This window comes from Streptomyces plumbidurans (assembly GCF_019857225.1).
GTDB classification, from domain to species: Bacteria; Actinomycetota; Actinomycetes; order Streptomycetales; family Streptomycetaceae; genus Streptomyces; species Streptomyces plumbidurans.
This window is the reverse complement of record NZ_JAFJSY010000116.1, coordinates 1-20070: the sequence shown is the minus strand read 5'-3', so window position 1 is coordinate 20070 and position 20070 is coordinate 1. Positions and strand designations below refer to the sequence as shown.

General features: G+C 71.3%; 22 protein-coding genes. 20 read left to right on the top strand and 2 right to left on the bottom strand.

The features are described from left to right. The 3 genes from JYK17_RS38125 to ftsH form a co-directional block, all read left to right on the top strand. A partial coding sequence (locus JYK17_RS38125) for an ACT domain-containing protein (protein ID WP_222812181.1) occupies positions 1-1437 on the top strand: 1437 nt, incomplete at its 5' end. Positions 1438-1530: 93 nt separating this feature from the next. Next, positions 1531-3084 carry a signal recognition particle protein gene (ffh, locus tag JYK17_RS38120; RefSeq protein WP_222812180.1) on the top strand — a complete coding sequence of 518 codons (1554 nt, stop codon included), beginning with the start codon at positions 1531-1533 and terminating at the stop codon, positions 3082-3084. A 65-nt stretch (positions 3085-3149) separates the two neighbouring features. Then, a complete protein-coding gene (gene ftsH / locus JYK17_RS38115) occupies positions 3150-5087 on the top strand; it encodes an ATP-dependent zinc metalloprotease FtsH (protein ID WP_108015369.1) in 1938 nt (645 codons plus the stop codon). Positions 5088-5119: 32 nt separating this feature from the next. Here the strand turns inward: ftsH and JYK17_RS38110 are convergent, their stop codons facing one another. After that, on the bottom strand, positions 5120-5986 hold the full coding sequence (locus tag JYK17_RS38110) for a type 1 periplasmic-binding domain-containing protein (protein ID WP_108015370.1): 867 nt from the start codon (positions 5984-5986) through the stop codon (positions 5120-5122). Positions 5987-6505: 519 nt separating this feature from the next. Between JYK17_RS38110 and JYK17_RS38105 the strand changes: the two genes are divergently transcribed. The 17 genes from JYK17_RS38105 to JYK17_RS38025 all read left to right on the top strand — a co-directional run bounded on the left by JYK17_RS38105 (position 6506) and on the right by JYK17_RS38025 (position 19540). Continuing rightward, complete coding sequence (locus JYK17_RS38105) at positions 6506-7102, top strand: hypothetical protein (RefSeq protein WP_108015371.1); 597 nt, start codon at positions 6506-6508, stop codon at positions 7100-7102. Positions 7103-7408: 306 nt separating this feature from the next. Further along, positions 7409-7828: a 30S ribosomal protein S16 gene (gene rpsP, locus JYK17_RS38100; RefSeq protein WP_108015372.1), complete on the top strand. Its 420-nt coding sequence runs from the start codon at positions 7409-7411 to the stop codon at positions 7826-7828. Between the two features lie 2 nt (positions 7829-7830). Next, positions 7831-8070: an RNA-binding protein gene (locus JYK17_RS38095; RefSeq protein WP_003973401.1), complete on the top strand. Its 240-nt coding sequence runs from the start codon at positions 7831-7833 to the stop codon at positions 8068-8070. Positions 8071-8160: 90 nt separating this feature from the next. After that, the gene (gene rimM, locus JYK17_RS38090; protein ID WP_108015373.1) at positions 8161-8703 is read left to right on the top strand and encodes a ribosome maturation factor RimM; all 543 of its coding nucleotides are present in this window, start codon (positions 8161-8163) and stop codon (positions 8701-8703) included. Between the two features lie 3 nt (positions 8704-8706). Continuing rightward, entirely contained in the window at positions 8707-9540 is an 834-nt protein-coding gene (gene trmD, locus JYK17_RS38085) for a tRNA (guanosine(37)-N1)-methyltransferase TrmD (protein WP_222812179.1), read from the top strand. 133 nt (positions 9541-9673) lie between these two features. Next, positions 9674-10024, top strand: a complete 351-nt coding sequence (gene rplS / locus JYK17_RS38080; protein WP_108015375.1) for a 50S ribosomal protein L19 — start codon at positions 9674-9676, stop codon at positions 10022-10024. Between the two features lie 45 nt (positions 10025-10069). Continuing rightward, positions 10070-10786 (top strand): signal peptidase I, encoded by a 717-nt coding sequence (gene lepB, locus JYK17_RS38075; RefSeq protein ID WP_222812178.1) that lies wholly within the window; start codon positions 10070-10072, stop codon positions 10784-10786. Next, positions 10779-11885 (top strand): signal peptidase I, encoded by a 1107-nt coding sequence (gene lepB, locus JYK17_RS38070; protein ID WP_222812177.1) that lies wholly within the window; start codon positions 10779-10781, stop codon positions 11883-11885. The genes lepB (JYK17_RS38075) and lepB (JYK17_RS38070) overlap by 8 nt, the downstream gene beginning before the upstream one ends. Further along, the gene (gene lepB, locus JYK17_RS38065; RefSeq protein ID WP_108015378.1) at positions 11773-12777 is read left to right on the top strand and encodes a signal peptidase I; all 1005 of its coding nucleotides are present in this window, start codon (positions 11773-11775) and stop codon (positions 12775-12777) included. Before lepB (JYK17_RS38070) ends, lepB (JYK17_RS38065) begins: the two co-directional genes overlap by 113 nt. A 90-nt stretch (positions 12778-12867) precedes the next feature. Further along, positions 12868-13638 carry a signal peptidase I gene (gene lepB / locus JYK17_RS38060; RefSeq protein ID WP_222812176.1) on the top strand — a complete coding sequence of 257 codons (771 nt, stop codon included), beginning with the start codon at positions 12868-12870 and terminating at the stop codon, positions 13636-13638. Further along, a complete protein-coding gene (locus JYK17_RS38055) occupies positions 13628-14161 on the top strand; it encodes an NUDIX hydrolase (RefSeq protein ID WP_108015380.1) in 534 nt (177 codons plus the stop codon). Before lepB (JYK17_RS38060) ends, JYK17_RS38055 begins: the two co-directional genes overlap by 11 nt. Positions 14162-14217: 56 nt before the next feature. Further along, the gene (locus tag JYK17_RS38050) at positions 14218-14526 is read left to right on the top strand and encodes a DUF2469 domain-containing protein (RefSeq protein WP_003993268.1); all 309 of its coding nucleotides are present in this window, start codon (positions 14218-14220) and stop codon (positions 14524-14526) included. Between the two features lie 86 nt (positions 14527-14612). Next, the gene (locus JYK17_RS38045; protein WP_108015381.1) at positions 14613-15002 is read left to right on the top strand and encodes a YraN family protein; all 390 of its coding nucleotides are present in this window, start codon (positions 14613-14615) and stop codon (positions 15000-15002) included. Between the two features lies 1 nt (position 15003). Then, positions 15004-16629 (top strand): YifB family Mg chelatase-like AAA ATPase, encoded by a 1626-nt coding sequence (locus JYK17_RS38040; RefSeq protein WP_108015382.1) that lies wholly within the window; start codon positions 15004-15006, stop codon positions 16627-16629. Then, complete coding sequence (gene dprA, locus JYK17_RS38035) at positions 16626-17774, top strand: DNA-processing protein DprA (RefSeq protein WP_108015383.1); 1149 nt, start codon at positions 16626-16628, stop codon at positions 17772-17774. Before JYK17_RS38040 ends, dprA begins: the two co-directional genes overlap by 4 nt. A gap of 277 nt (positions 17775-18051) precedes the next feature. Further along, positions 18052-18894 carry an RNA polymerase sigma factor WhiG gene (whiG, locus tag JYK17_RS38030; RefSeq protein ID WP_108015384.1) on the top strand — a complete coding sequence of 281 codons (843 nt, stop codon included), beginning with the start codon at positions 18052-18054 and terminating at the stop codon, positions 18892-18894. An 88-nt stretch (positions 18895-18982) separates the two neighbouring features. Then, positions 18983-19540 (top strand): TetR/AcrR family transcriptional regulator, encoded by a 558-nt coding sequence (locus JYK17_RS38025; RefSeq protein ID WP_108015385.1) that lies wholly within the window; start codon positions 18983-18985, stop codon positions 19538-19540. 44 nt (positions 19541-19584) lie between these two features. On the opposite strand, the gene JYK17_RS38020 is transcribed toward JYK17_RS38025, so the two are convergent. Next, the gene (locus JYK17_RS38020; RefSeq protein WP_222812182.1) at positions 19585-20046 is read right to left on the bottom strand and encodes a murein hydrolase activator EnvC family protein; all 462 of its coding nucleotides are present in this window, start codon (positions 20044-20046) and stop codon (positions 19585-19587) included. Positions 20047-20070: the final 24 nt, after the last annotated feature.

The window sequence follows — 20070 nt, the reverse complement described above, 5'->3', positions numbered from 1 at the left end:
CCCGAGCGCGACCCCGTGCTGCCGCTGCGCGCCGCGGCCGCCGCCGCACAGGCCGGCCTCCCGCTCTCCCTGCACGCCGTACGGCGCCTGGCGACGACCGTGCGCCCGCTGCCCACGCCCTGGCCCGCCGAGGCCCGCGAACAGCTCGTGACGCTGCTCGGCTCGGGCCGCTCGACCGTCGACGTCTGGGAGGCGCTGGAGGCGGAAGGGCTGATCACCCGGCTGCTTCCGGACTGGGAGCGGGTGCGTTGCCGCCCGCAGCGCAACGCCGTGCACATCTGGACCGTCGACCGGCATCTGATCGAGACCGCCGTGCGCGCCGCCGGGTTCACCCGCCGCGTCCACCGCCCCGACCTCCTGCTGGTCGCCGCGCTGCTGCACGACATCGGCAAGGGCTGGCCCGGCGACCACTCGGTGGCCGGCGAGACCATCGCCAGGGACGTGGCGACCCGCATCGGCTTCGACCGCGACGACGTGGCCGTGATCGCCGCTCTCGTACGCCACCACCTGCTCCTCGTGGACACGGCCACCCGGCGCGACCTGGAAGACCCGGCCACCGTCCGCTCGGTGGCCGAGGCCGTCGGCAGCCAGTCCACGCTGGAGCTGCTGCACGCCCTGACCGAGGCCGACGCGCTGGCCACCGGCCCGGCCGCCTGGTCGTCCTGGCGCGGCTCCCTCGTCGCCGACCTGGTCAAGCGGGTCTCCGCGGTACTGGCCGGGGACGTCCCCGACGAGCCCGAGTCCGCCGCGCCGACCGCCGAGCAGGAACGGCTCGCCATCGAGGCGGTCGCCACCGGCAGCCCCGTGCTCGCCCTGCGGGCACAGACCGAGCCGCCTGCGCAGGAGCAGCCGCCCGGCGACCCGGAGCCGCTCGGCGTCGAGCTCCTGATCGCCGTACCGGACCAGCCGGGAGTGCTGCCCGCCGTGGCCGGCGTGCTCGCCATGCACCGGCTGACCGTGCGCACCGCCGAGCTGCGCGCCCAGGACCTGCCGGACGGCGTCGAGGGCGCGGTCCTGCTGCTGAACTGGCGGGTCGCCGCCGAGTACGGCTCCCTGCCGCAGGCCACCCGGCTGCGCGCCGACCTGGTCCGCGCCCTCGACGGCTCCCTGGACATCGCGGGCCGCCTCGCCGAGCGCGACGCCGCCTACCCGCGCCGCCGGGGCGTCGTGGCCCCGCCGCCCCGGGTGACCGTCGCCCCGGCCGCCTCCCGGCTGGCCACGGTGATCGAGGTACGCGCCCAGGACGCGCCGGGCCTGCTGTTCCGCATCGGCCGCGCCCTGGAGGACGCCCAGGTGCTGGTCCGCAGCGCCCATGTCTCCACCCTGGGCGCCAACGCCGTCGACGCCTTCTACGTGACCGGCCCCGAGGGCGCGCCGCTGCCCGGCGAGGAGGCGGCGTCGGTGGCGCGGAAACTGGAGGAGATGTTGCGGGCGTGACCTGGAAGAGGGCCGGGCGGGGCGATTGTCTTGCGCGGCCCGATACCCTGGAAGACGCTCACACTGACACCGACTCCGAGGACCGACGCCGCCGTGTTCGATACTCTCTCCGATCGCCTCTCAGCGACTTTCAAGAACCTGCGCGGCAAGGGACGGCTCTCCGAGGCGGACATCGACGCCACCGCGCGCGAGATCCGTATCGCCCTCCTCGAGGCGGACGTGGCCCTGCCCGTCGTCCGGTCGTTCATCAAGAACGTCAAGGAGCGTGCCCTCGGCGCCGAGGTCTCCCGCGCGCTGAACCCCGCCCAGCAGGTGCTGAAGATCGTCAACGAGGAACTCGTCACGATCCTCGGCGGCGAGACCCGGCGCCTGCGCTTCGCCAAGCAGCCGCCGACCGTGATCATGCTGGCGGGTCTGCAGGGTGCCGGTAAGACCACCCTCGCGGGCAAGCTCGGCCACTGGCTCAAGGAGCAGGGCCACTCGCCGCTGCTCGTCGCCGCCGACCTCCAGCGTCCGAACGCCGTGAACCAGCTGAGCGTGGTCGCCGACCGCGCCGGCGTCGCGGTCTACGCGCCCGAGCCGGGCAACGGCGTGGGCGATCCGGTCAAGGTCGCCAAGGACTCCATCGACTTCGCGAAGTCCAAGGTCCACGACATCGTGATCGTGGACACCGCCGGCCGCCTCGGCATCGACCAGGAGCTGATGCAGCAGGCCGCGGACATCCGCGACGCGGTCAGCCCGGACGAGATCCTGTTCGTCGTCGACGCGATGATCGGTCAGGACGCGGTCACCACGGCCGAGGCCTTCCGTGACGGCGTCGGCTTCGACGGCGTGGTCCTGTCCAAGCTCGACGGTGACGCCCGCGGTGGTGCCGCCCTGTCGATCCGCCAGGTCACCGGCAAGCCGATCATGTTCGCCTCGAACGGCGAGAAGCTCGACGACTTCGACGCCTTCCACCCCGACCGGATGGCCTCCCGCATCCTCGACATGGGTGACCTGCTCACCCTGATCGAGCAGGCGGAGAAGACGTTCAGCCAGGAAGAGGCCCAGAAGATGGCCTCCAAGCTGGCGTCGAAGAAGGGCCAGGACTTCACCCTGGACGACTTCCTGGCCCAGATGGAGCAGGTCAGGAAGATGGGCTCCATCTCGAAGCTGCTCGGGATGCTGCCCGGCATGGGCCAGATCAAGGACCAGATCAACAACCTGGACGAGCGGGACGTCGACCGCACTGCCGCGATCATCAAGTCGATGACCCCGGGCGAGCGCCAGGAGCCGACGATCATCAACGGCTCGCGCCGCGCCCGTATCGCCAAGGGTTCCGGTGTCGAGGTCAGCGCCGTGAAGAACCTGGTCGAGCGGTTCTTCGAGGCCCGCAAGATGATGTCCCGCATGGCGCAGGGCGGCGGCATGCCGGGGATGCCCGGCGTTCCGGGCATGGGCGGTGGTCCCGGCCGGACCAAGAAGCAGCCCAAGAAGGCCAAGGGCAAGCAGCGTTCCGGCAACCCCATGAAGCGCAAGCAGCAGGAGCAGGAGGAGGCAGAGCGCAGGGCCGCCGCCGCCCAGGGCGGCAACGCGTTCGGCGTGCCGGGCCAGCAGCCTCCGCAGGACTTCGAGCTGCCGGACGAGTTCAAGAAGTTCATGGGCTGACGCCCCGGGAGCCGGGCGCACCCGCTGCGCGTGCCGGGGGTTGGTCGTTGTCGTAACGTCCCGATATGACCAACCCCGCACCGCCGCGCAAGTCGCCCGACCAGCCCTGGCGCACGGAAGGCACCCCCGAGGAGCCGCAGAAGCCGTCGCCGGGCGGGCGGAAGATGCGCGGCGGCTGGTGGAGCCTGATCCTGACCGCGCTGGTCGTGTACCTGATCGCGAACCTGATCCTGTCGTTCTTCAACGAGGGCGACGAGCCGACGATCTCGTACACCGAGTTCAGCAAGCAGGTCGACGCGGGCAACGTCAAGAAGATCTACGCCAAGGGCGACGCGATCCAGGGCCAGCTCAAGAAGGGGCGCGACAACCCCGAGGGCGACGGCAAATACACCAAGTTCAAGACCCAGCGCCCGTCCTTCGCGGACGACCAGCTGTGGGAAAACCTGACCAAGCACGACGTCACGGTCACGGCGGAGCCGGTCGTCCAGCACCGTAGCTTTCTGGCCAATCTCCTCATCTCCCTGGCACCGATGCTGCTGCTGATCGCGGTGTGGGTCCTCGTCGCCCGGCGGATGAGCGCCGGGCTCGGCGGGGCGGGCGGGATGCTCGGCCGCAAGGCGCCGCCCAAGCCGGTCGAGCTGGAGCCCGGGCAGGAGCGCACCACCTTCGAGGACGTGGCCGGCATCGACGAGGTCGAGGGCGAGCTCAACGACGTCGTCGACTTCCTGAAGAACCCCGACGCCTACCGCCGGATGGGCGCCAAGATGCCCCGCGGTGTGCTGCTCACCGGCCCGCCGGGCACCGGCAAGACCCTGCTCGCGCGTGCCGTCGCCGGTGAGGCGGGCGTGCCGTTCTTCTCCGCGTCCGCCTCCGAGTTCATCGAGATGATCGTCGGCGTCGGCGCCTCACGCGTACGCGAGCTGTTCGCCGAGGCCCGCAAGGTCGCGCCGTCCATCATCTTCATCGACGAGATCGACACCATCGGGCGGGCCCGCGGCGCCGGCTCCGGCGTGGGCGGCCACGACGAGCGCGAACAGACGCTGAACCAGATCCTCACCGAGATGGACGGCTTCTCCGGTTCCGAGGGCGTCATCGTCATCGCGGCCACCAACCGCGCCGACGTCCTGGACCCGGCCCTGACCCGCCCCGGCCGCTTCGACCGCGTCGTCCAGGTCTCGCCCCCGGACCGCGGCGGCCGGAAGGCCATCCTGGAGATCCACACCCGCGAGATCCCGCTCGACCGGGGCGTCGACCTCGGCCAGGTCGCCCGTACGACCCCGGGCATGACCGGTGCGGAACTCGCCAACCTCGCCAACGAGGCCGCCCTGCTCGCCGTCAAGCGCAAGCAGGAGCGGGTGACCCAGGGCGACCTCTCGGAGGCCCTGGAAAAGGTCCAACTGGGCGCGGAGCGGCCGCTGGTGATGCCCGAGGAGGAGCGCCGGCGCACCGCCTACCACGAGAGCGGCCACGCCCTGCTCGGCATGCTCCAGCCCGGCGCCGACCCCGTCCGCAAGATCACCATCGTCCCGCGCGGCCGCGCCCTCGGCGTCACGCTCTCGACACCGGAGTCCGACAAATACGCCTACACCGAGGAGTACCTGCGCGGCCGCATCATCGGCGCCCTCGGCGGCATGGCCGCCGAACAGGTCGTCTACGGCGTCGTCACGACCGGCTCCGAGAACGACCTGGAGCAGGTCACGAACATCGCGCGCGGCATGGTCGCCCGGTGGGGCATGAGCGAGCGCGTCGGCCGGCTCTCCGCGCTGCCCGGCGACGCCCAGCAGGCGTACGGCCTCGCGGCCGCCCCGCAGACCCTCGACGTGATCGACGGCGAGATGCGCCGGATCGTCGACGAGTGCTACGAGGAGGCCTGCCGCAAACTGCGGGACCACCGTTCCCGGTTGAACGCGCTCGCCGAGGCGCTGCTGGCGAACGAGACCCTGGAGGAGGCGGACGCCTACCGGATCGCCGGGATCACGCGGCTGAGCAAGGAGGAGGCCTGACCGCCGCCCTACGGCACGCCCTAGGGCACGCGCTACGGCACGCGCGCGATGAGGTAGCGGAACACATTGGGCATCCACACCGTGCCGTCGCGCCGCGCATACGGATGCAGCGCCTCGGACAGCTCCTTGTCCACCTGAGCCTGGTCCGTCGCGGCGACCGCCGCGTCGAAGAGGCCGGTGGACAGCAGACCCCGGACGGCGCTGTCCGTGTCGGCGTACCCGAAGGGACACGCGACCCGCCCCGAGCCGTCGGGCCTGAGCCCGGCCCGCTCGGCCACCTCCTCCAGGTCGTCGCGAAGGGCGGGGCGCCAACTGCCCGCGCTGCGCAGCGGATCCGCCAGCCTGGTGGCCACCCGCAGCACGGACGACGTGGTGCAGCGTTCCGGCGGACCCCAGCCGGCCAGCACCACGGGCGCCCCGCGCTCGGCGAGCGGCGTCGCTGCCCGCAGCAGCCCGCCGAGCCCCTCCGAGTCGCCCGCCAGACACCCGATGGGCTCGAAAGCGGTCACCAGGGTGTACGCGGGCGTCTCCGCGCCGCTCGCGGCCCCTGCGTCCGCGGGTGAACCCTCGACGAGCCGAGCGCCCGCACGCGCGCGTGCACCCCACGCGTCCGGAAGCAGCCGCTCCCGCGCGAGGGTGAGCCGTTCGGGGGAGGAGTGGTCGACACCGGTGACCGTGGCGCCTCTGGACGCCGCCATCACGAGGGCGAGGCCGCTGCCGCAGCCGAGACCCAGCAGCCGGGTGCCGGGGCCCACCTCCAGTCGCTCGTAGACGGTCTCGTAGAGCGGGACCAGCATCCGCTCCTGGATCTCCGACCAGTCACGCGCGCGTGCACACAGATCCACACGGGGTGTCTCGTCCTCGTGAGGGAGGTGCCGTCGCACGAGCGTAGGTGTCATGTAAAGCGCCCCAATCCGCCGAGAGTTGCCGCTGTGCCCGATTGCATGGCCCCCGTGACGTGCGCTCGCACTGTCCCCGTATGCCAGGTAACTCCGCACTCGACCGCGCGTCCAGTGCCGGCGGGGCCCTGCTTGAGGGTTCGCCCCGGAAGTGGCGAGATTTCACATGACGGCAACCTGGGCCACTACGATCACCGGGCCGGTGCCGGGGCGCGGACGGGCGCCCGGTAACGTCGCGGACGTCGACGGCGCTCAGTGAGAGGGAGCCCTCCGCCGCGAGAGCGGCCGAAACGCCCCTTGCGCATCGGCGGATCACAGCCGCACCGGCCCGTGGACATCGTCTACGCGCCGGGTCGTAGGGCGGACTACGTACCGCCTTGGTATGAGCTGTGAGGTTTCTCCGCAGATCAGCGCACCCGCCCTCGTCCGGACGCATCAGCGGCAACTGACGGGTACGTGCAAATTATTTGGGATGCCCCGGAATAGGAACACAGCGGCACCCCCGCTCGTTGTCATTACGTGAGCACGACACAGACACCACCTGTTCTGGCCGCAGAGCTGGCGCAGGCGTGGGCCGACATTCAGCGGTACCACCCCGAGCTGCCCGATCTGGCCGCGCCCGAGTCCCTGATCGGAGAGTCCTCGTCCGCCTGCGGTCACGAGCTCTCCTTCGAGCGACTGCTCCATGAGGCAGTCCATGGCATCGCCGCCTCGCGCGGCGTGCGCGACACGTCCCGCGCCGGCCGCTACCACAACCGCAGATTCCTCGCCATCGCCGAGGAGCTGGGCCTGGACCACCCCGAGGAGCCGCACCCCAGCAGCGGCTTCTCGCTGGTCACGCTCAACCCCGAGGCCAGGCGCCGGTACCGCCCGACGATGGAGCGGCTGCAGCGCGCCCTGAAGGCGCACACGGCGGCCACCTCCGCCGACACCCCGAAGAGCTTCCGGGGCCCGGCGGCCCGGCACGGCTCGTCCGGCGGCGGAGTGCGCGTCAAGGCGGTCTGCGACTGCGGCCGCAACGTACGCGTGGTCCCGTCCGTCCTGGCCCAGGCCCCGATCGTCTGCGGCGGCTGCGGGAAGCCGTTCCGGATTCCGGAGGTCATGGGAGCGGCGTAGCGGCCGTACGAGGTACCGGCATCTCGTGGCTGTCGGTGCTGTGACAGTCGCACAGTCCGCGGTGGGCTGTGCGACCGGCCTCGGGGCACCCGCAGAGCCGGGTGCCCCTGAGGCATGCCCGGGCGCCCGCGCACACCCGCCGCCAAAAGCGCCCCTCGGGGTGTGGCACAATGGCTAGCTGTACTCGACAGCCGCACAGGACCCCTCTCTCCTCCGGCTGACGCGTCCATCGGGCACTCGGGTACCGCAACCCCACGCGGCCGTCTCGCCGTGCCCAACCACGTCAATCCAGGAGAACCCACTCCCGTGGCAGTCAAGATCAAGCTGAAGCGTCTGGGCAAGATCCGTTCGCCTCACTACCGCATCGTCGTCGCCGACTCCCGCACCCGCCGTGACGGCCGTGCGATCGAGGAGATCGGCCTGTACCACCCGGTGCAGAACCCCTCGCGCATCGAGGTCGACGCCGACCGCGTGGCGTACTGGCTCTCCGTCGGCGCCCAGCCGACCGAGCCCGTGCTCGCCATCCTGAAGAAGACCGGCGACTGGCAGAAGTACAAGGGCGAGCCCGCCCCGGCACCGCTGCTGCAGCCGGCCGAGAAGGCCGCGCGCCCGTCGTTCGAGGCCCTTGGCGGCGACGACGAGGGCAAGGGTGAGGCCATCACCCAGAAGAAGAAGGCTGAGAAGAAGGACGAGGCTTCCGCCGAGTCCGCGTCGACCGAGGCCTGAGCATGCTCGAGGAGGCTCTCGAGCACCTCGTGAAGGGCATCGTCGACAACCCCGACGATGTGCAGGTCGCCTCGCGCAACCTGCGTCGCGGGCGTGTGCTCGAGGTCCGGGTCCACCCCGACGACCTCGGCAAGGTGATCGGCCGCAACGGCCGCACCGCACGCGCCCTGCGCACCGTCGTGGGCGCCATCGGCGGCCGCGGTGTCCGCGTCGACCTCGTCGACGTGGACCACGTCCGCTGACGCAACACGCAGGAACACAGCACCGGCTCGGGCCGGGGAGGGCCACTGGGCCGTCCCCGGCCCGAGCCGTATGACAGGAGATCTGGACACGTGCAGCTGGTAGTCGCGCGGATCGGCCGTGCCCATGGCATCAAGGGCGAGGTCACCGTCGAGGTACGCACCGACGAGCCGGAGCTCAGGCTCGCGCCCGGAGCCGTGCTCACCACCGATCCCGCCGACGCGGGACCCCTCACCATCGAGACCGGCCGGGTCCACAGCGGCCGCCTCCTCCTGCGCTTCGAGGGCGTCAGGGACCGCACCGCCGCCGAAGCCCTCCGCAACATCGTCCTGATCGCCGAGGTCGACCCGGACGAGCTGCCCGAGGAGGAGGACGAGTACTACGACCACCAGCTGATGGACCTGGACGTGGTCACCGCGGACGGCGTCGAGGTCGGCCGCATCACCGAGATCTCGCACCTGCCCTCCCAGGACCTCTTCATCGTCGAGCGGCCCGACGGGAGCGAGGTGATGATCCCCTTCGTCGAGGAGATCGTCACCGAGATCGACCTGGAGGAGCAGCGGGCGGTCATCACCCCGCCGCCCGGCCTGATCGACGACAGGGCAGAGATCGCCTCGTCGCGGGAAGAGTCGTAAGAGATGCGCCTCGACGTCGTCACGATCTTCCCCGAGTACCTCGAACCGCTGAACGTCTCCCTCGTCGGCAAGGCACGCGCGCGTGGACAGCTCGACGTCCACGTGCACGACCTGCGCGCATGGACGTACGACCGCCACAACACCGTCGACGACACCCCGTACGGCGGCGGCCCCGGCATGGTCATGAAGACCGGCCCCTGGGGCGACGCGCTCGACTGCGTCCTCGCCGACGGCTACGAGACCGGCTCCCACGCCCCCGCGCTGATCGTGCCCACCCCCAGCGGCCGCCCCTTCACCCAGGAGCTCGCCGTGGAGCTCTCCGAGCGGCCCTGGCTGGTCTTCACGCCCGCGCGCTACGAGGGCATCGACCGGCGGGTGATCGACGAGTACGCGACCCGTATGCCCGTGTACGAGGTGTCCATCGGCGACTACGTCCTCGCCGGCGGCGAGGCGGCCGTCCTGGTCGTCACGGAGGCCGTGGCCCGGCTGCTGCCCGGCGTCCTGGGCAACGCCGAGTCCCACCGCGACGACTCCTTCGCACCCGGCGCCATGGCCAACCTCCTGGAGGGTCCCGTCTACACCAAGCCCCCCGAGTGGCGCGGCCGGGACATCCCCGACGTGCTGCTCAGCGGCCACCACGGCAGGATCGCCCGCTGGCGCCGCGACGAGGCCCTCAGGCGTACGACGGCCAACCGGCCCGACCTCATCGAGCGCTGCGACCCCAAGGCCTTCGACAAGAAGGACCGCGAGATGCTCTCCATCCTGGGCTGGGCCCCTGATCCGCAGGGAGAGCCGTACGGCCGATTTTGGCGCAGGACCGAGGGCATGGAAGAATAGGCCGCTGTTGTGCGTCGTCCGGCGTGCGCCCCTGCCACAGGGGGACACGACGCCCGCCCCGGCACGGACAGCATCCTCCTGGAAACCTAGCTCCCGCCTATGACCTGTGGCATGGGCGAAGAAAGCAGACGAAATGTCTCACCTGCTCGACACCGTCGACGCCGCGTCGCTGCGCAGCGACGTCCCGGCCTTCCGCCCGGGCGACACCGTCAACGTCCACGTGCGCGTCATCGAGGGCAACCGCTCCCGTGTGCAGCAGTTCAAGGGTGTTGTCATCCGCCGCCAGGGCGCCGGCGTCCGCGAGACCTTCACGGTCCGCAAGGTCTCCTTCTCCGTCGGCGTCGAGCGCACCTTCCCGGTGCACACCCCGATCGTGGAGAAGATCGAGCTCGTCACCCGCGGTGACGTGCGTCGCGCCAAGCTGTACTACCTGCGCGAGCTGCGCGGCAAGGCTGCGAAGATCAAGGAGAAGCGCGAGAGCTGAGCTCGCGCCGGGGTCCACAGGGCGGCCGGATAACATTCCGCCCCGATGGACACCGAACCACAGCAGACGGAGCGCGACCGCTCCTCCCGCCCTTCCCCGTCCGAGGAGACCTCGGACACGGGAGGACCGGAGGAACGGTCGCGTTTCGCGTTGGTGGCGCGGATCACCGACTGGCTGCCGGGCGGGCGGATCTCGCTGACGCTGCTGGTCTGTCTGGTGTTTTTGCTGGTTCTCAACGCTTTCGTGGTGCAACCGTTCCAGATTCCCAGCGGATCCATGGAGAACGGATTGAGGATCGGGGACCGCGTTCTCGTAAATAAGTTGGCGTACCGTTTCGGTGCCGAGCCGCGGCGCGGCGATGTCGTCGTGTTCGACGGCACCGGGTACTTCGGCAAGGGCGACTACATCAAGCGTGTCGTGGGTGTGGGGGGAGACCACGTGGTCTGCTGCGACAAGAAGGGGAGGATCGAGGTGAACGGCCGGTCGGTGGACGAGTCGACGTTCCTGTATCCCGGTGACGGCCCGTCCACGGTGCCCTTCAAGGCCGTAGTGCCCGACGGGACCCTCTTCGTCCTCGGCGACCACCGCAGCGACTCCAGCGACTCCCGCGACCACCTGGGCTCACCCGGCGGCGGCATGGTCCCGGTGTCCGACGTCGTCGGCCGCGCCGACTGGATCGTCTGGCCCACCGCCCACTGGACCCGCCTGCACCGTCCCGGCGCCTACGCGCGCGTGCCCGCCGCCGGCGGTGCCCATGGGTAACCGTGGCAAACCCCGCGGCACACCGAGCAACCCCTACGGCACCGACGACCTCCTGCCCACCGGCTCGCGCCGCACCGTCAGCCCCGCGGCGGGCGGCGGCCGCACCCGCGCCGAGCGGCGCAAGCTGCAGCGCAAGGTCAAACGAAAGCGCAGGCGCAGCGCGGTCAAGGAGATACCGCTCCTGGTCGGCGTCGCGGTCCTCATAGCCCTGGTCCTGAAGACGTTCCTCGTCCAGGCGTTCGTGATCCCGTCCGGTTCGATGGAGCAGACGATCCGGATCGGCGACCGCGTCCTGGTCGACAAGTTCACCCCGTGGTTCGGCTCCGAACCCAAGCGCGGGGACGTCGTCGTCTTCCACGACCCGGGCGGCTGGCTCGCGGACGAGCAGCCCACCACGAAGAAGAACGACCCCATCGTCGTCAAGCAGGTCAAGGAGGGCCTCACCTTCATCGGCCTGCTGCCCTCCGCCAACGAGAAGGACCTGATCAAGCGGGTCATCGGGGTCGGCGGTGACCACGTCAAGTGCTGCGACGCCCAGGGGCGGATGACCGTCAACGGCGTCCCCCTGACCGAGGCCGACTACCTGTATCCGGGAAACGCCCCCTCCACACAGAAGTTCGACATCACCGTCCCCAAGGGCCGACTGTGGGTGATGGGCGACCACCGGGCCAACTCCGCGGACTCCAGGGCCCACCAGAACACCGACTACGGCGGCACGGTCTCCGAGGACTCGGTCGTGGGCCGGGCCATGGTCATCGCGTGGCCGTTCGGTCACTGGACCACCTTGAAGGAACCTAAAACTTTCGCCTCCGTTTCCAACTCCGTGTCGGGGACGACCGCGTCCCCCCAGCTGTCGCATAGGGTTGCTCCGGACGATTTCAACGGAACGATCCAGCTCCCGACCCCTGCGGAACTCCCGCTCGTTATGGGAGTGGTGGGCCTGCGCCGTGTATGGGGCAGGCGGCGGCACAGAGTAAGGAGTTGGCGTGGGGGATGTGGCGGTTGGCGCACGGTCCGGACACGACGGCGAGGAGCACCGCGGGAACTCCGTGGACGCTGCCGTCCCGGCCGCGGACAGCGCCGTGACCTCCGGGAATGACTCCGGGGCGACCGAGGGCACGGAGCCGGGCGGTCGGGGCCGGGCGGAGCGGGAGGGTGCGGGCGGCACGCCCCCCAAGGCCGGGAAGCAGCGCTCCTTCTGGAAGGAGCTGCCCATCCTGATCGGCATCGCGCTCGTGCTAGCGCTGCTGATCAAGACGTTCCTGGTGCAGGCGTTCTCCATCCCGTCCGACTCGATGCAGAACACCCTCCAGGAGGGCGACCGGGTCCTGGTCGACAAGCTCACCCCCTGGTTCGGCTCCGAGCCGGAGCGCGGCGAGGTCGTCGTCTTCCACGACCCGGACAACTGGCTGGCGGGCGAGCCGACGGCCAGCCCGAACGCCCTGCAGAAGGTCCTCAGCTGGATCGGCCTGATGCCCTCCGCCGAGGAGAAGGACCTGATCAAGCGGGTCATCGGCGTCGGCGGCGACACCGTCTCCTGCAAGGGCACCGGCCCGCTGACGGTCAACGGCAAGGCGCTGAACGACTCCTCGGTCGTCTTCGCCGGCAACACGCCGTGCAGCGTGGACGACCAGGGCGGCCAGTTCACGGTCAAGGTCCCCAAGGGCTACATCTGGGTCATGGGCGACCACCGCCAGAACTCCCGCGACTCGCGCTACAACCAGAGCGACAAGCACAACGGCATGGTCCCGGTGAACAAGGTCGTCGGACGTGCCATCGTCATCGCCTGGCCGATCACCCGCTGGGACACCCTGCCGGTTCCGGACACCTTCGACCAGCCCGGCCTGGACAAGCAGTCCTCGGCGTCCGCCGCCATGACGGCCGCGCCGAACGCCCTCGCCCTCGCGGCCACGGTGCCGGTGGTGGTGTGGCGGCGCAGGAGGATCGCGCCGGTCGACACCCGCCGGGGCGGCCCGGCCGAGGGCGTCTGACGCTGCCTTGGTGAAGCCCTGGTGTAGCTGTGCCCCGGTCGCCCATGAGGGGCTGACCGGGTCAGGTACCGCCGGGTAGGGTGCGGACCCATGGGTGGCGAGAGCACTACGCGTACGGCCCCGCGCAGCGGTGGCACCAGCACGAGCCCGGTGGGCACCAGGACCGGACAGCGACTGTCCGGGCTGGCGGTCGCACTGGGCGTTGTGCTGTTCCTCGGAGGATTCGCCTGGGGAGCGGTGATCTACCGGCCGTACACCGTGCCGACCACATCGATGACACCGACGATCGATGCCGGCGACCGGGTGCTGGCCCAGCGGGTGGACGCCGGAGACATACGCCGGGGCGACGTCGTCGTCTTCAACGACAAGACGTGGGTGACCGGGTCGGCCGTGGTCAAGCGCGTGGTGGCGATCGGCGGCGACACCGTCTCCTGCTGCACGGACGGCAAGCTGACCGTCAACGGCAAGCAGATCGACGAGTCCTACCTCAAGGGCAGCGTCGTGGAGGACAAGAAGATCCCCTCGGTGAAGGTCCCCAAGGGCCGGCTGTTCCTCCTCGGTGACGAGCGCGAGGGCTCCCTGGACTCCTCCGCCCACCTCAGCGACGCGGCCCAGGGCACCGTCGCCGCCTCCGCCGTGACCGCCCGCGTGGACGCCGTCGTATGGCCCATGAAGGGCATGCTGGAGCGCCCCACCGGCTTCGAGACCCTCGGCGCGCTGTCCCAGCCCGGGCCGCTGCGCATTATCCTCACCATGATCATCGCCGGTGCGGTGCTCGTCTTCGCCGGCGGTGCGTACGGCCCGATCGCCAAGCGGACGGGACGCTCCCGTGCGCGGACGGAGCCGGTGCGTGCCCGCTGAGGCCGCCGGCGCCCGGGAGGACCCGTACTCGCGCGGACTGCGCAAGGTGGCCCGGGTGGTCCTGCTCGACCCCGACGACCGCATCCTCCTGCTGCACGGCCACGAGCCGGACGATCCGGCCGACGACTGGTGGTTCACACCGGGCGGCGGACTGGAGGGCGAGGAGAGTCGTGAACAGGCCGCGCTGAGGGAACTCTCCGAGGAGACGGGCATCACCGACGTGGAGCTCGGGCCGGTGCTGTGGCGGCGGAGGTGCTCCTTCCCCTTCGCGGGCCGACGCTGGGACCAGGACGAGTGGTACTACCTGGCCCGTACGGCGGACTCGTCCGGCGAGGTGCCCAGGGGCACGGGCCTGACGGAGCTGGAGCGGCGCAGCGTCGCCGGAGCGCGCTGGTGGACCTGTCAGGAACTGGCCCGGACGCATGAGACGGTGTATCCGACCAGACTCGCCGAGCTGTTGCGCCGGCTGCTCGACGAAGGTCCCCCGGCCGGGCCCGTGACCCTTGACGCGGAAATCGTCTAGGGGCTGACGGGACTGGCGCACAATGGTGGGATCGCACGGCTGAAGGGGAAGCTGCCATGAGCGCCGAGGACCTCGAGAAGTACGAGACCGAGATGGAGCTGAAGCTCTACCGGGAGTACCGCGATGTCGTCGGTCTGTTCAAATACGTGATCGAAACCGAGCGGCGCTTCTACCTGACCAACGACTACGAGATGCAGGTGCACTCGGTCCAGGGCGAGGTCTTCTTCGAGGTCTCCATGGCGGACGCCTGGGTCTGGGACATGTACCGGCCGGCTCGGTTCGTCAAGCAGGTGCGGGTACTCACGTTCAAGGACGTGAACATCGAAGAGCTCAACAAGAGCGACCTGGAGCTGCCGAGCGGCTGATCCGCAGGATCCCCACTCGTGTGAGTGACGGGTTTTTCCACAATCGGTGAGCGGTCCACCAAGATCCACTCGGTCGGGCCGGATGCGTGACGGTTGGCACCGGAGGTGGTGCCGACATGAACGCACGCAGTGCTCTCGGCAGGTACGGCGAGGACGTGGCCGCGCGGCGGCTGACCGAGGCCGGAATGACGGTCCTGGAGCGCAACTGGCGCGCCGGCAGGACCGGCGAGATCGACATCGTCGCCAGGGACGGCGACGTCCTGGTGGTCTGCGAGGTCAAGACCCGCAGGGCGGGCTGCTACGACCCCATGGCCGCGGTCACCCCGGTCAAGGCGGCCCGTCTGCGCGGCCTCGCGGAGCGGTGGGCCCAGGAGCACGGCGGCGCCCCACCGGGAGGCTGCCGCATCGACCTGATCGGCATCCTGCTCCCCGACCGCGGCGCCCCCGAGGTCGAGCACGCGCGGGGGGTGGCCTGAGATGGGATTCGCGCGTACGTGCTCCGTGGCCCTGGTGGGCGTCGAGGGCGTGGTCGTCGAGGTCCAGGCCGACCTGGAGCCCGGCATCGCCGCGTTCACCCTGGTGGGGCTGCCGGACAAGAGCCTCACCGAGAGCCGCGACCGGGTGCGGGCGGCGGTGGTGAACTCCGGCGGCGAGTGGCCGCAGAAGAAGCTCACGGTGGGCCTGAGCCCCGCGTCGGTGCCCAAGGCCGGATCGGGCTTCGACCTGGCGGTGGCCTGCGCGGTGCTCGGCGCCGCGGAGCGGATCGACCCCCGGGTGCTCGCCGACATCGTGATGATCGGCGAACTCGGACTGGACGGCAGGGTGCGCCCGGTGCGCGGCATCCTGCCCGCGGTGCTCGCCGCGGCCGACGCCGGCTACGAGCAGGTGGTCGTGCCGGAGTGCGCGGCCGCCGAGGCCTCGCTGGTGCCCGGTGTGTCGGTGCTGGGAATCCGCAGTCTGCGGCAGCTCATCGCCGTTCTGGCGGACGAACCCGTGCCCGAGGAGGAACCGGACGAGCTGGGCCGCCCCGACCCGCTGCTGGCCGGGCTGCGCGTGCCGGGCACCGGAGCGGCCACCGGCATGCACAGCCTGGGCGCCGCGCAGCACGACCACGATCACGACCTGGCCGACGTCGTGGGCCAGACCTCGGCCCGCACGGCCGTCGAGGTGGCCGCCGCGGGCGGACACCATCTTTTCCTCGAAGGGCCTCCCGGAGCAGGAAAAACCATGCTTGCGGAGCGACTGCCCGCCGTTCTGCCCCCGCTCGGGCGGGAGGAGTCGCTGGAGGTCACGGCGGTGCACTCGGTGGCCGGACTGCTGCCGCCGGGCAAGCCCATGATCGACGTCCCGCCCTACTGCGCCCCGCACCACTCGGCCACCATGCAGTCGCTCGTCGGCGGCGGACCGGGCATCGCGAGGCCCGGCGCGGTGTCGCTGGCCCACCGGGGCGTGCTCTTCCTCGACGAGGCGCCGGAGTTCCACAGCCAGACCCTCGACGCTCTGCGGCAGCCCCTTGAGGCGGGGCATGTGGTGATCGCGCGCAGTGCCGGGGTGGTGCGGTTCCCCGCCAGATTCCTGATGGTCCTCGCCGCCAACCCGTGCCCGTGCGGGCGCTTCTCGCAGCGTGACTCGCTGTGTGACTGCCCGCCGTCCGCGATCCGCCGGTACCAGGCCCGGCTGTCCGGCCCGCTGCTCGACCGGGTGGACCTGCGCGTCGAGGTCGATCCGGTCACCCGGGCCCAGCTGGCCGAGCCCGGCGCCCGCGGTGAGGCGACCGCCACGGTCGCCGACCGCGTCAGGGCGGCCAGGGAGCGAGCGGCCGCACGCCTGGCGGGCACACCCTGGCGGACCAACAGCGAGATCCCCGGACGTGACCTGCGCGGCCGCTGGCACGCACGGCCGGGGGCCATGGACGACGCCGAGCGCAACCTGGAGCGCGGAGTGCTCACCGCGCGCGGGCTCGACCGGGTCCTGCGCGTCGCTTGGACCGTGGCGGACCTCGTCGGCCACGACCGCCCCGACGCCACGGACGTGGCTCTGGCCCTCCAGCTGCGCACGGGCGTCCCGCGCGGCGTCCCGATGGCCATCGGGGCACTGACATGAGCGCCGGCGACGACGCCGAGCGGCTCGCCAGGATCTTCCTGGCCCGGGTGCTCGAACCGGGCGACGAGACCGGCGGGCGCTGGGTGCGCGAGCTGGGAGCGTGCGGGCTGGTCCGGCGGCTGCGCGAGGGCGGACCGCCGCTCGGCGGAGCGACCGACAAGCGCTGGGCAGGCCTGCTGAGCCGAGCGCGGCAGGCCGAGCCGGAGCGGGATCTCGCCGCGGCACGCGACGCCGGAGCGCGGTTCGTGACGCCCGGGGACGCCGAGTGGCCGGGGCAGCTCGACGACCTCGGGGACGCACGGCCGCTCGGCCTGTGGGTGCGGGGACGGGCCGGCCTGCGGATGTGGGCGCTGCGCTCGGTCGCCGTCGTCGGCGCCCGCGCCTGCACCGAGTACGGCGCCCACATGGCGGCGCTGCTCGGCGCGGAGCTCGCCGAGCAGGGCTGGGTGGTGGTCTCGGGCGGCGCCTACGGGGTCGACGGCGCGGCGCACCGGGGCGCGCTCGGGGCCGGCGGCGCCACCGTGGCCGTCCTCGCCTGCGGGGTCGACCGGCCCTACCCGCGCGGGCACACCGAGTTGATCACCAGGATCGCGCAGCAGGGGCTCGTCGTGGGCGAGTTGCCACCCGGTGATCATCCGACGCCGAGCAGATTCATCGTCCGCAACCGCGTGATCGCGGCCCTGACCCGCGGCACCGTGGTCGTCGAGGCGGCCCATCGCAGCGGGTCGCTGGTCACGGCGCGGGCCGCGCAGCGGCTGGGCCGCCACACCATGGGCGTGCCCGGTCCGGCCACCAGCGGTCTGTCCGGCGGGGTGCACGAACTGCTGCGGGACGGTGCCCAGCTGGTCACCGACGCCGCGGACGTCGTCGAACTGGTCGGCGAGATGGGAGAGCTGGCCCCGGACCGGCGGGGGCCCGTGCTGCCGAGAGATCTGCTGGACCCCGGCGCCCGGCGGGTGCTGGCCGCACTGCCCGGCCGCGGCGCCGCGCGGCCCGGCGCGATCGCGCGGGACGCGCAGACCACACCGGACGACGCGATCGCGAGGCTGTACGAACTCCGATCACTTGGTTACGTCGAACGACACGGCGACGGCTGGAAGTTGACGCGCCAGGCGATGATCTCCGTCCGAGGGGGTCGCCGCTGACGCTGACCGTATGTGTTCGGCCGTCCGGGGGAAGCCCGAGACCTGTGCAAATGCCCGTAGTTGGCGAACGACCGGCATCACGCAGAGCGACCGCCGTGACTCGGTGGAGCGCATTGCGGAACGTATCTGCGTACGCATCGCGGGCCGTTCTTCGCTCACTGCGACTCTCCAGTCACGCTACGCTCACGAGGATTCCGACGCAGACAGGCATCTCGACATCAGACCGACAGCTCACCCAGGCATCCCCACTTCACTGCAGAACGGCACAAGGCGACGAATGCCCCAGCACACCTCCGGGTCCGACCGGGCGGCGGTCCCCCCAGCCGCCCGTGAAGGTGGCAGCGTGCGGCCGCCCGCACCCTCGACGCTCGACGAGCTGTGGCGGTCGTACAAGGACACGGGGGACGAGCGGCTGCGGGAGCAGCTGATCCTGCACTACTCGCCGCTGGTCAAGTACGTGGCGGGACGGGTGAGCGTCGGGCTGCCGCCCAATGTCGAGCAGGCCGACTTCGTCTCATCCGGGGTGTTCGGGCTGATCGACGCGATCGAGAAGTTCGACATCGACCGGGAGATCAAGTTCGAGACGTACGCGATCACCCGGATCCGGGGCGCGATGATCGACGAGCTGCGGGCGCTGGACTGGATCCCGCGGTCGGTGCGGCAGAAGGCGCGGAACGTGGAGCGCGCGTACGCGACGCTGGAGGCGCGGCTCAGGCGGACACCCTCGGAGACCGAGGTGGCCTCCGAGATGGGCATCCAGGTCGACGACCTGCACGCGGTGTTCAGCCAGTTGTCGCTGGCCAACGTGGTCGCGCTGGAGGAGCTGCTGCACGTCGGGGGCGAGAGCGGGGACCGGCTCAGCCTCATGGACACACTGGAGGACACCGCCGCCGACAACCCCGTGGAGGTGGCGGAGGACCGCGAACTGAGGCGGTTTCTGGCGCGGGCGATCAACACGCTGCCCGACCGGGAGAAGACCGTCGTCACGCTGTACTACTACGAGGGGCTCACGCTCGCCGAGATCGGCAACGTCCTGGGCGTGACCGAGAGCCGGGTCAGCCAGATCCACACCAAGTCGGTGCTGCAGCTGAGGGCGAAGCTGGCGAGCTTCGGGCGCTGAGCTTCGGGCGCCGAGAGGGGTGCAGCGCTCCCGCTGCGAGTGGTGCGTCCGTAGAGTGGTTGACGTGCCAAGGATTCGAGCGGCCTCCGTGGCCGAGCACCGGTCGATGCAGCGAGCCGCCCTGCTGGACGCGGCCCGGTCGTTGCTGTCCGAGGGCGGGACGGAGGCGCTGACCTTTCCGGCCCTTGCCGAGCGGACGGGTCTCGCACGGTCCTCGGTGTACGAGTACTTCCGGTCCCGGGCGGCCGTGGTCGAGGAGCTGTGCGAGGTCGACTTTCCCGTGTGGGCCGCGGAGGTGTCGGCGGCGATGGAGCGCGAGGAGACGGCCGAGGCAAAGGTCGAGGCGTATGTGCGCCGGCAACTGGCGCTGGTGGGGGACCGGCGGCACCGGGCCGTCGTGGCGATCTCCGCTAGCGAACTGGACGCGGGAGCCCGCGAGAAGATCCGGGCCGCGCACGGGGGGCTCGTGACGATGATCGGCGACGCCCTCGCACAGCTGGGGCACTCCGAGCCGCGGCTGGCCGCGATGCTGCTGCAGGGAATCGTGGACGCGGCCGTGCGGCGGATCGAACTGGGCGCGGCGGAGGAGCCTTCGGCGATCACCGAGGCGGCCGTGGGGATGGCCCTGCGGGGAGTGCGGGGCTGAGCAGCCCGCCCGCGCCACCTCACCTCCGTGCGCCCCAACTTCAACTACGTGACCTCACGAGGCAACGGCACCCCCACCACCGGCAGCAGTCTGGACGGGCCGTGGGACAAGAGGTCCGGTGGGAGCAGGGACAGGGGATTCAGGTAGGTGCTGCCTCTCAGGAGGCCCCAGTGCAGGCAAGAGGTCGTGCAGTGCGAGCCCGTCGGCTCCACCGTGCCGAGCACGTCCCCGGCGTCCACCTCCTCGCCCTTGGTCACCGTCGCCCGTACGGGTTCGTACGTCGTGCGCAGGTCCGTGCCGGACAGTTGCAGGGAGACCACGCCCCGGCCGGCCACCCGCCCTGCGTAGGAGATGCGGCCGGGTGCCACGGCGCGTACGGGGGTTCCCGGCGGGGCCGCGAGGTCCACGCCGCGGTGGCCGCGGCCGTAGAGCGTCGCCGGGGGTTCCCAGCCCCGCAGGACCGCGGGGTGCGCGCCCACGGGCCAGGCGCGGCCGAGGGCGGGGATCGCGGGGCCCGGCCCCGACCCGGA

Bases quoted from the DNA above. Each gene is read 5' to 3' on its own strand.
- JYK17_RS38110 (WP_108015370.1), bottom strand. From the start codon at position 5,986: ATGACACCTACGCTCGTGCGACGGCACCTCCCTCACGAGGACGAGACA.
- whiG (WP_108015384.1), top strand. From the start codon at position 18,052: ATGCCCCAGCACACCTCCGGGTCCGACCGGGCGGCGGTCCCCCCAGCC.
- lepB (WP_222812177.1), top strand. From the start codon at position 10,779: ATGGGTAACCGTGGCAAACCCCGCGGCACACCGAGCAACCCCTACGGC.
- trmD (WP_222812179.1), top strand. From the start codon at position 8,707: ATGCGCCTCGACGTCGTCACGATCTTCCCCGAGTACCTCGAACCGCTG.
- lepB (WP_222812178.1), top strand. From the start codon at position 10,070: ATGGACACCGAACCACAGCAGACGGAGCGCGACCGCTCCTCCCGCCCT.
- dprA (WP_108015383.1), top strand. From the start codon at position 16,626: ATGAGCGCCGGCGACGACGCCGAGCGGCTCGCCAGGATCTTCCTGGCC.
- rplS (WP_108015375.1), top strand. From the start codon at position 9,674: ATGTCTCACCTGCTCGACACCGTCGACGCCGCGTCGCTGCGCAGCGAC.
- ftsH (WP_108015369.1), top strand. From the start codon at position 3,150: ATGACCAACCCCGCACCGCCGCGCAAGTCGCCCGACCAGCCCTGGCGC.
- lepB (WP_222812176.1), top strand. From the start codon at position 12,868: ATGGGTGGCGAGAGCACTACGCGTACGGCCCCGCGCAGCGGTGGCACC.
- JYK17_RS38040 (WP_108015382.1), top strand. From the start codon at position 15,004: ATGGGATTCGCGCGTACGTGCTCCGTGGCCCTGGTGGGCGTCGAGGGC.
- JYK17_RS38095 (WP_003973401.1), top strand. From the start codon at position 7,831: ATGCTCGAGGAGGCTCTCGAGCACCTCGTGAAGGGCATCGTCGACAAC.
- JYK17_RS38050 (WP_003993268.1), top strand. From the start codon at position 14,218: ATGAGCGCCGAGGACCTCGAGAAGTACGAGACCGAGATGGAGCTGAAG.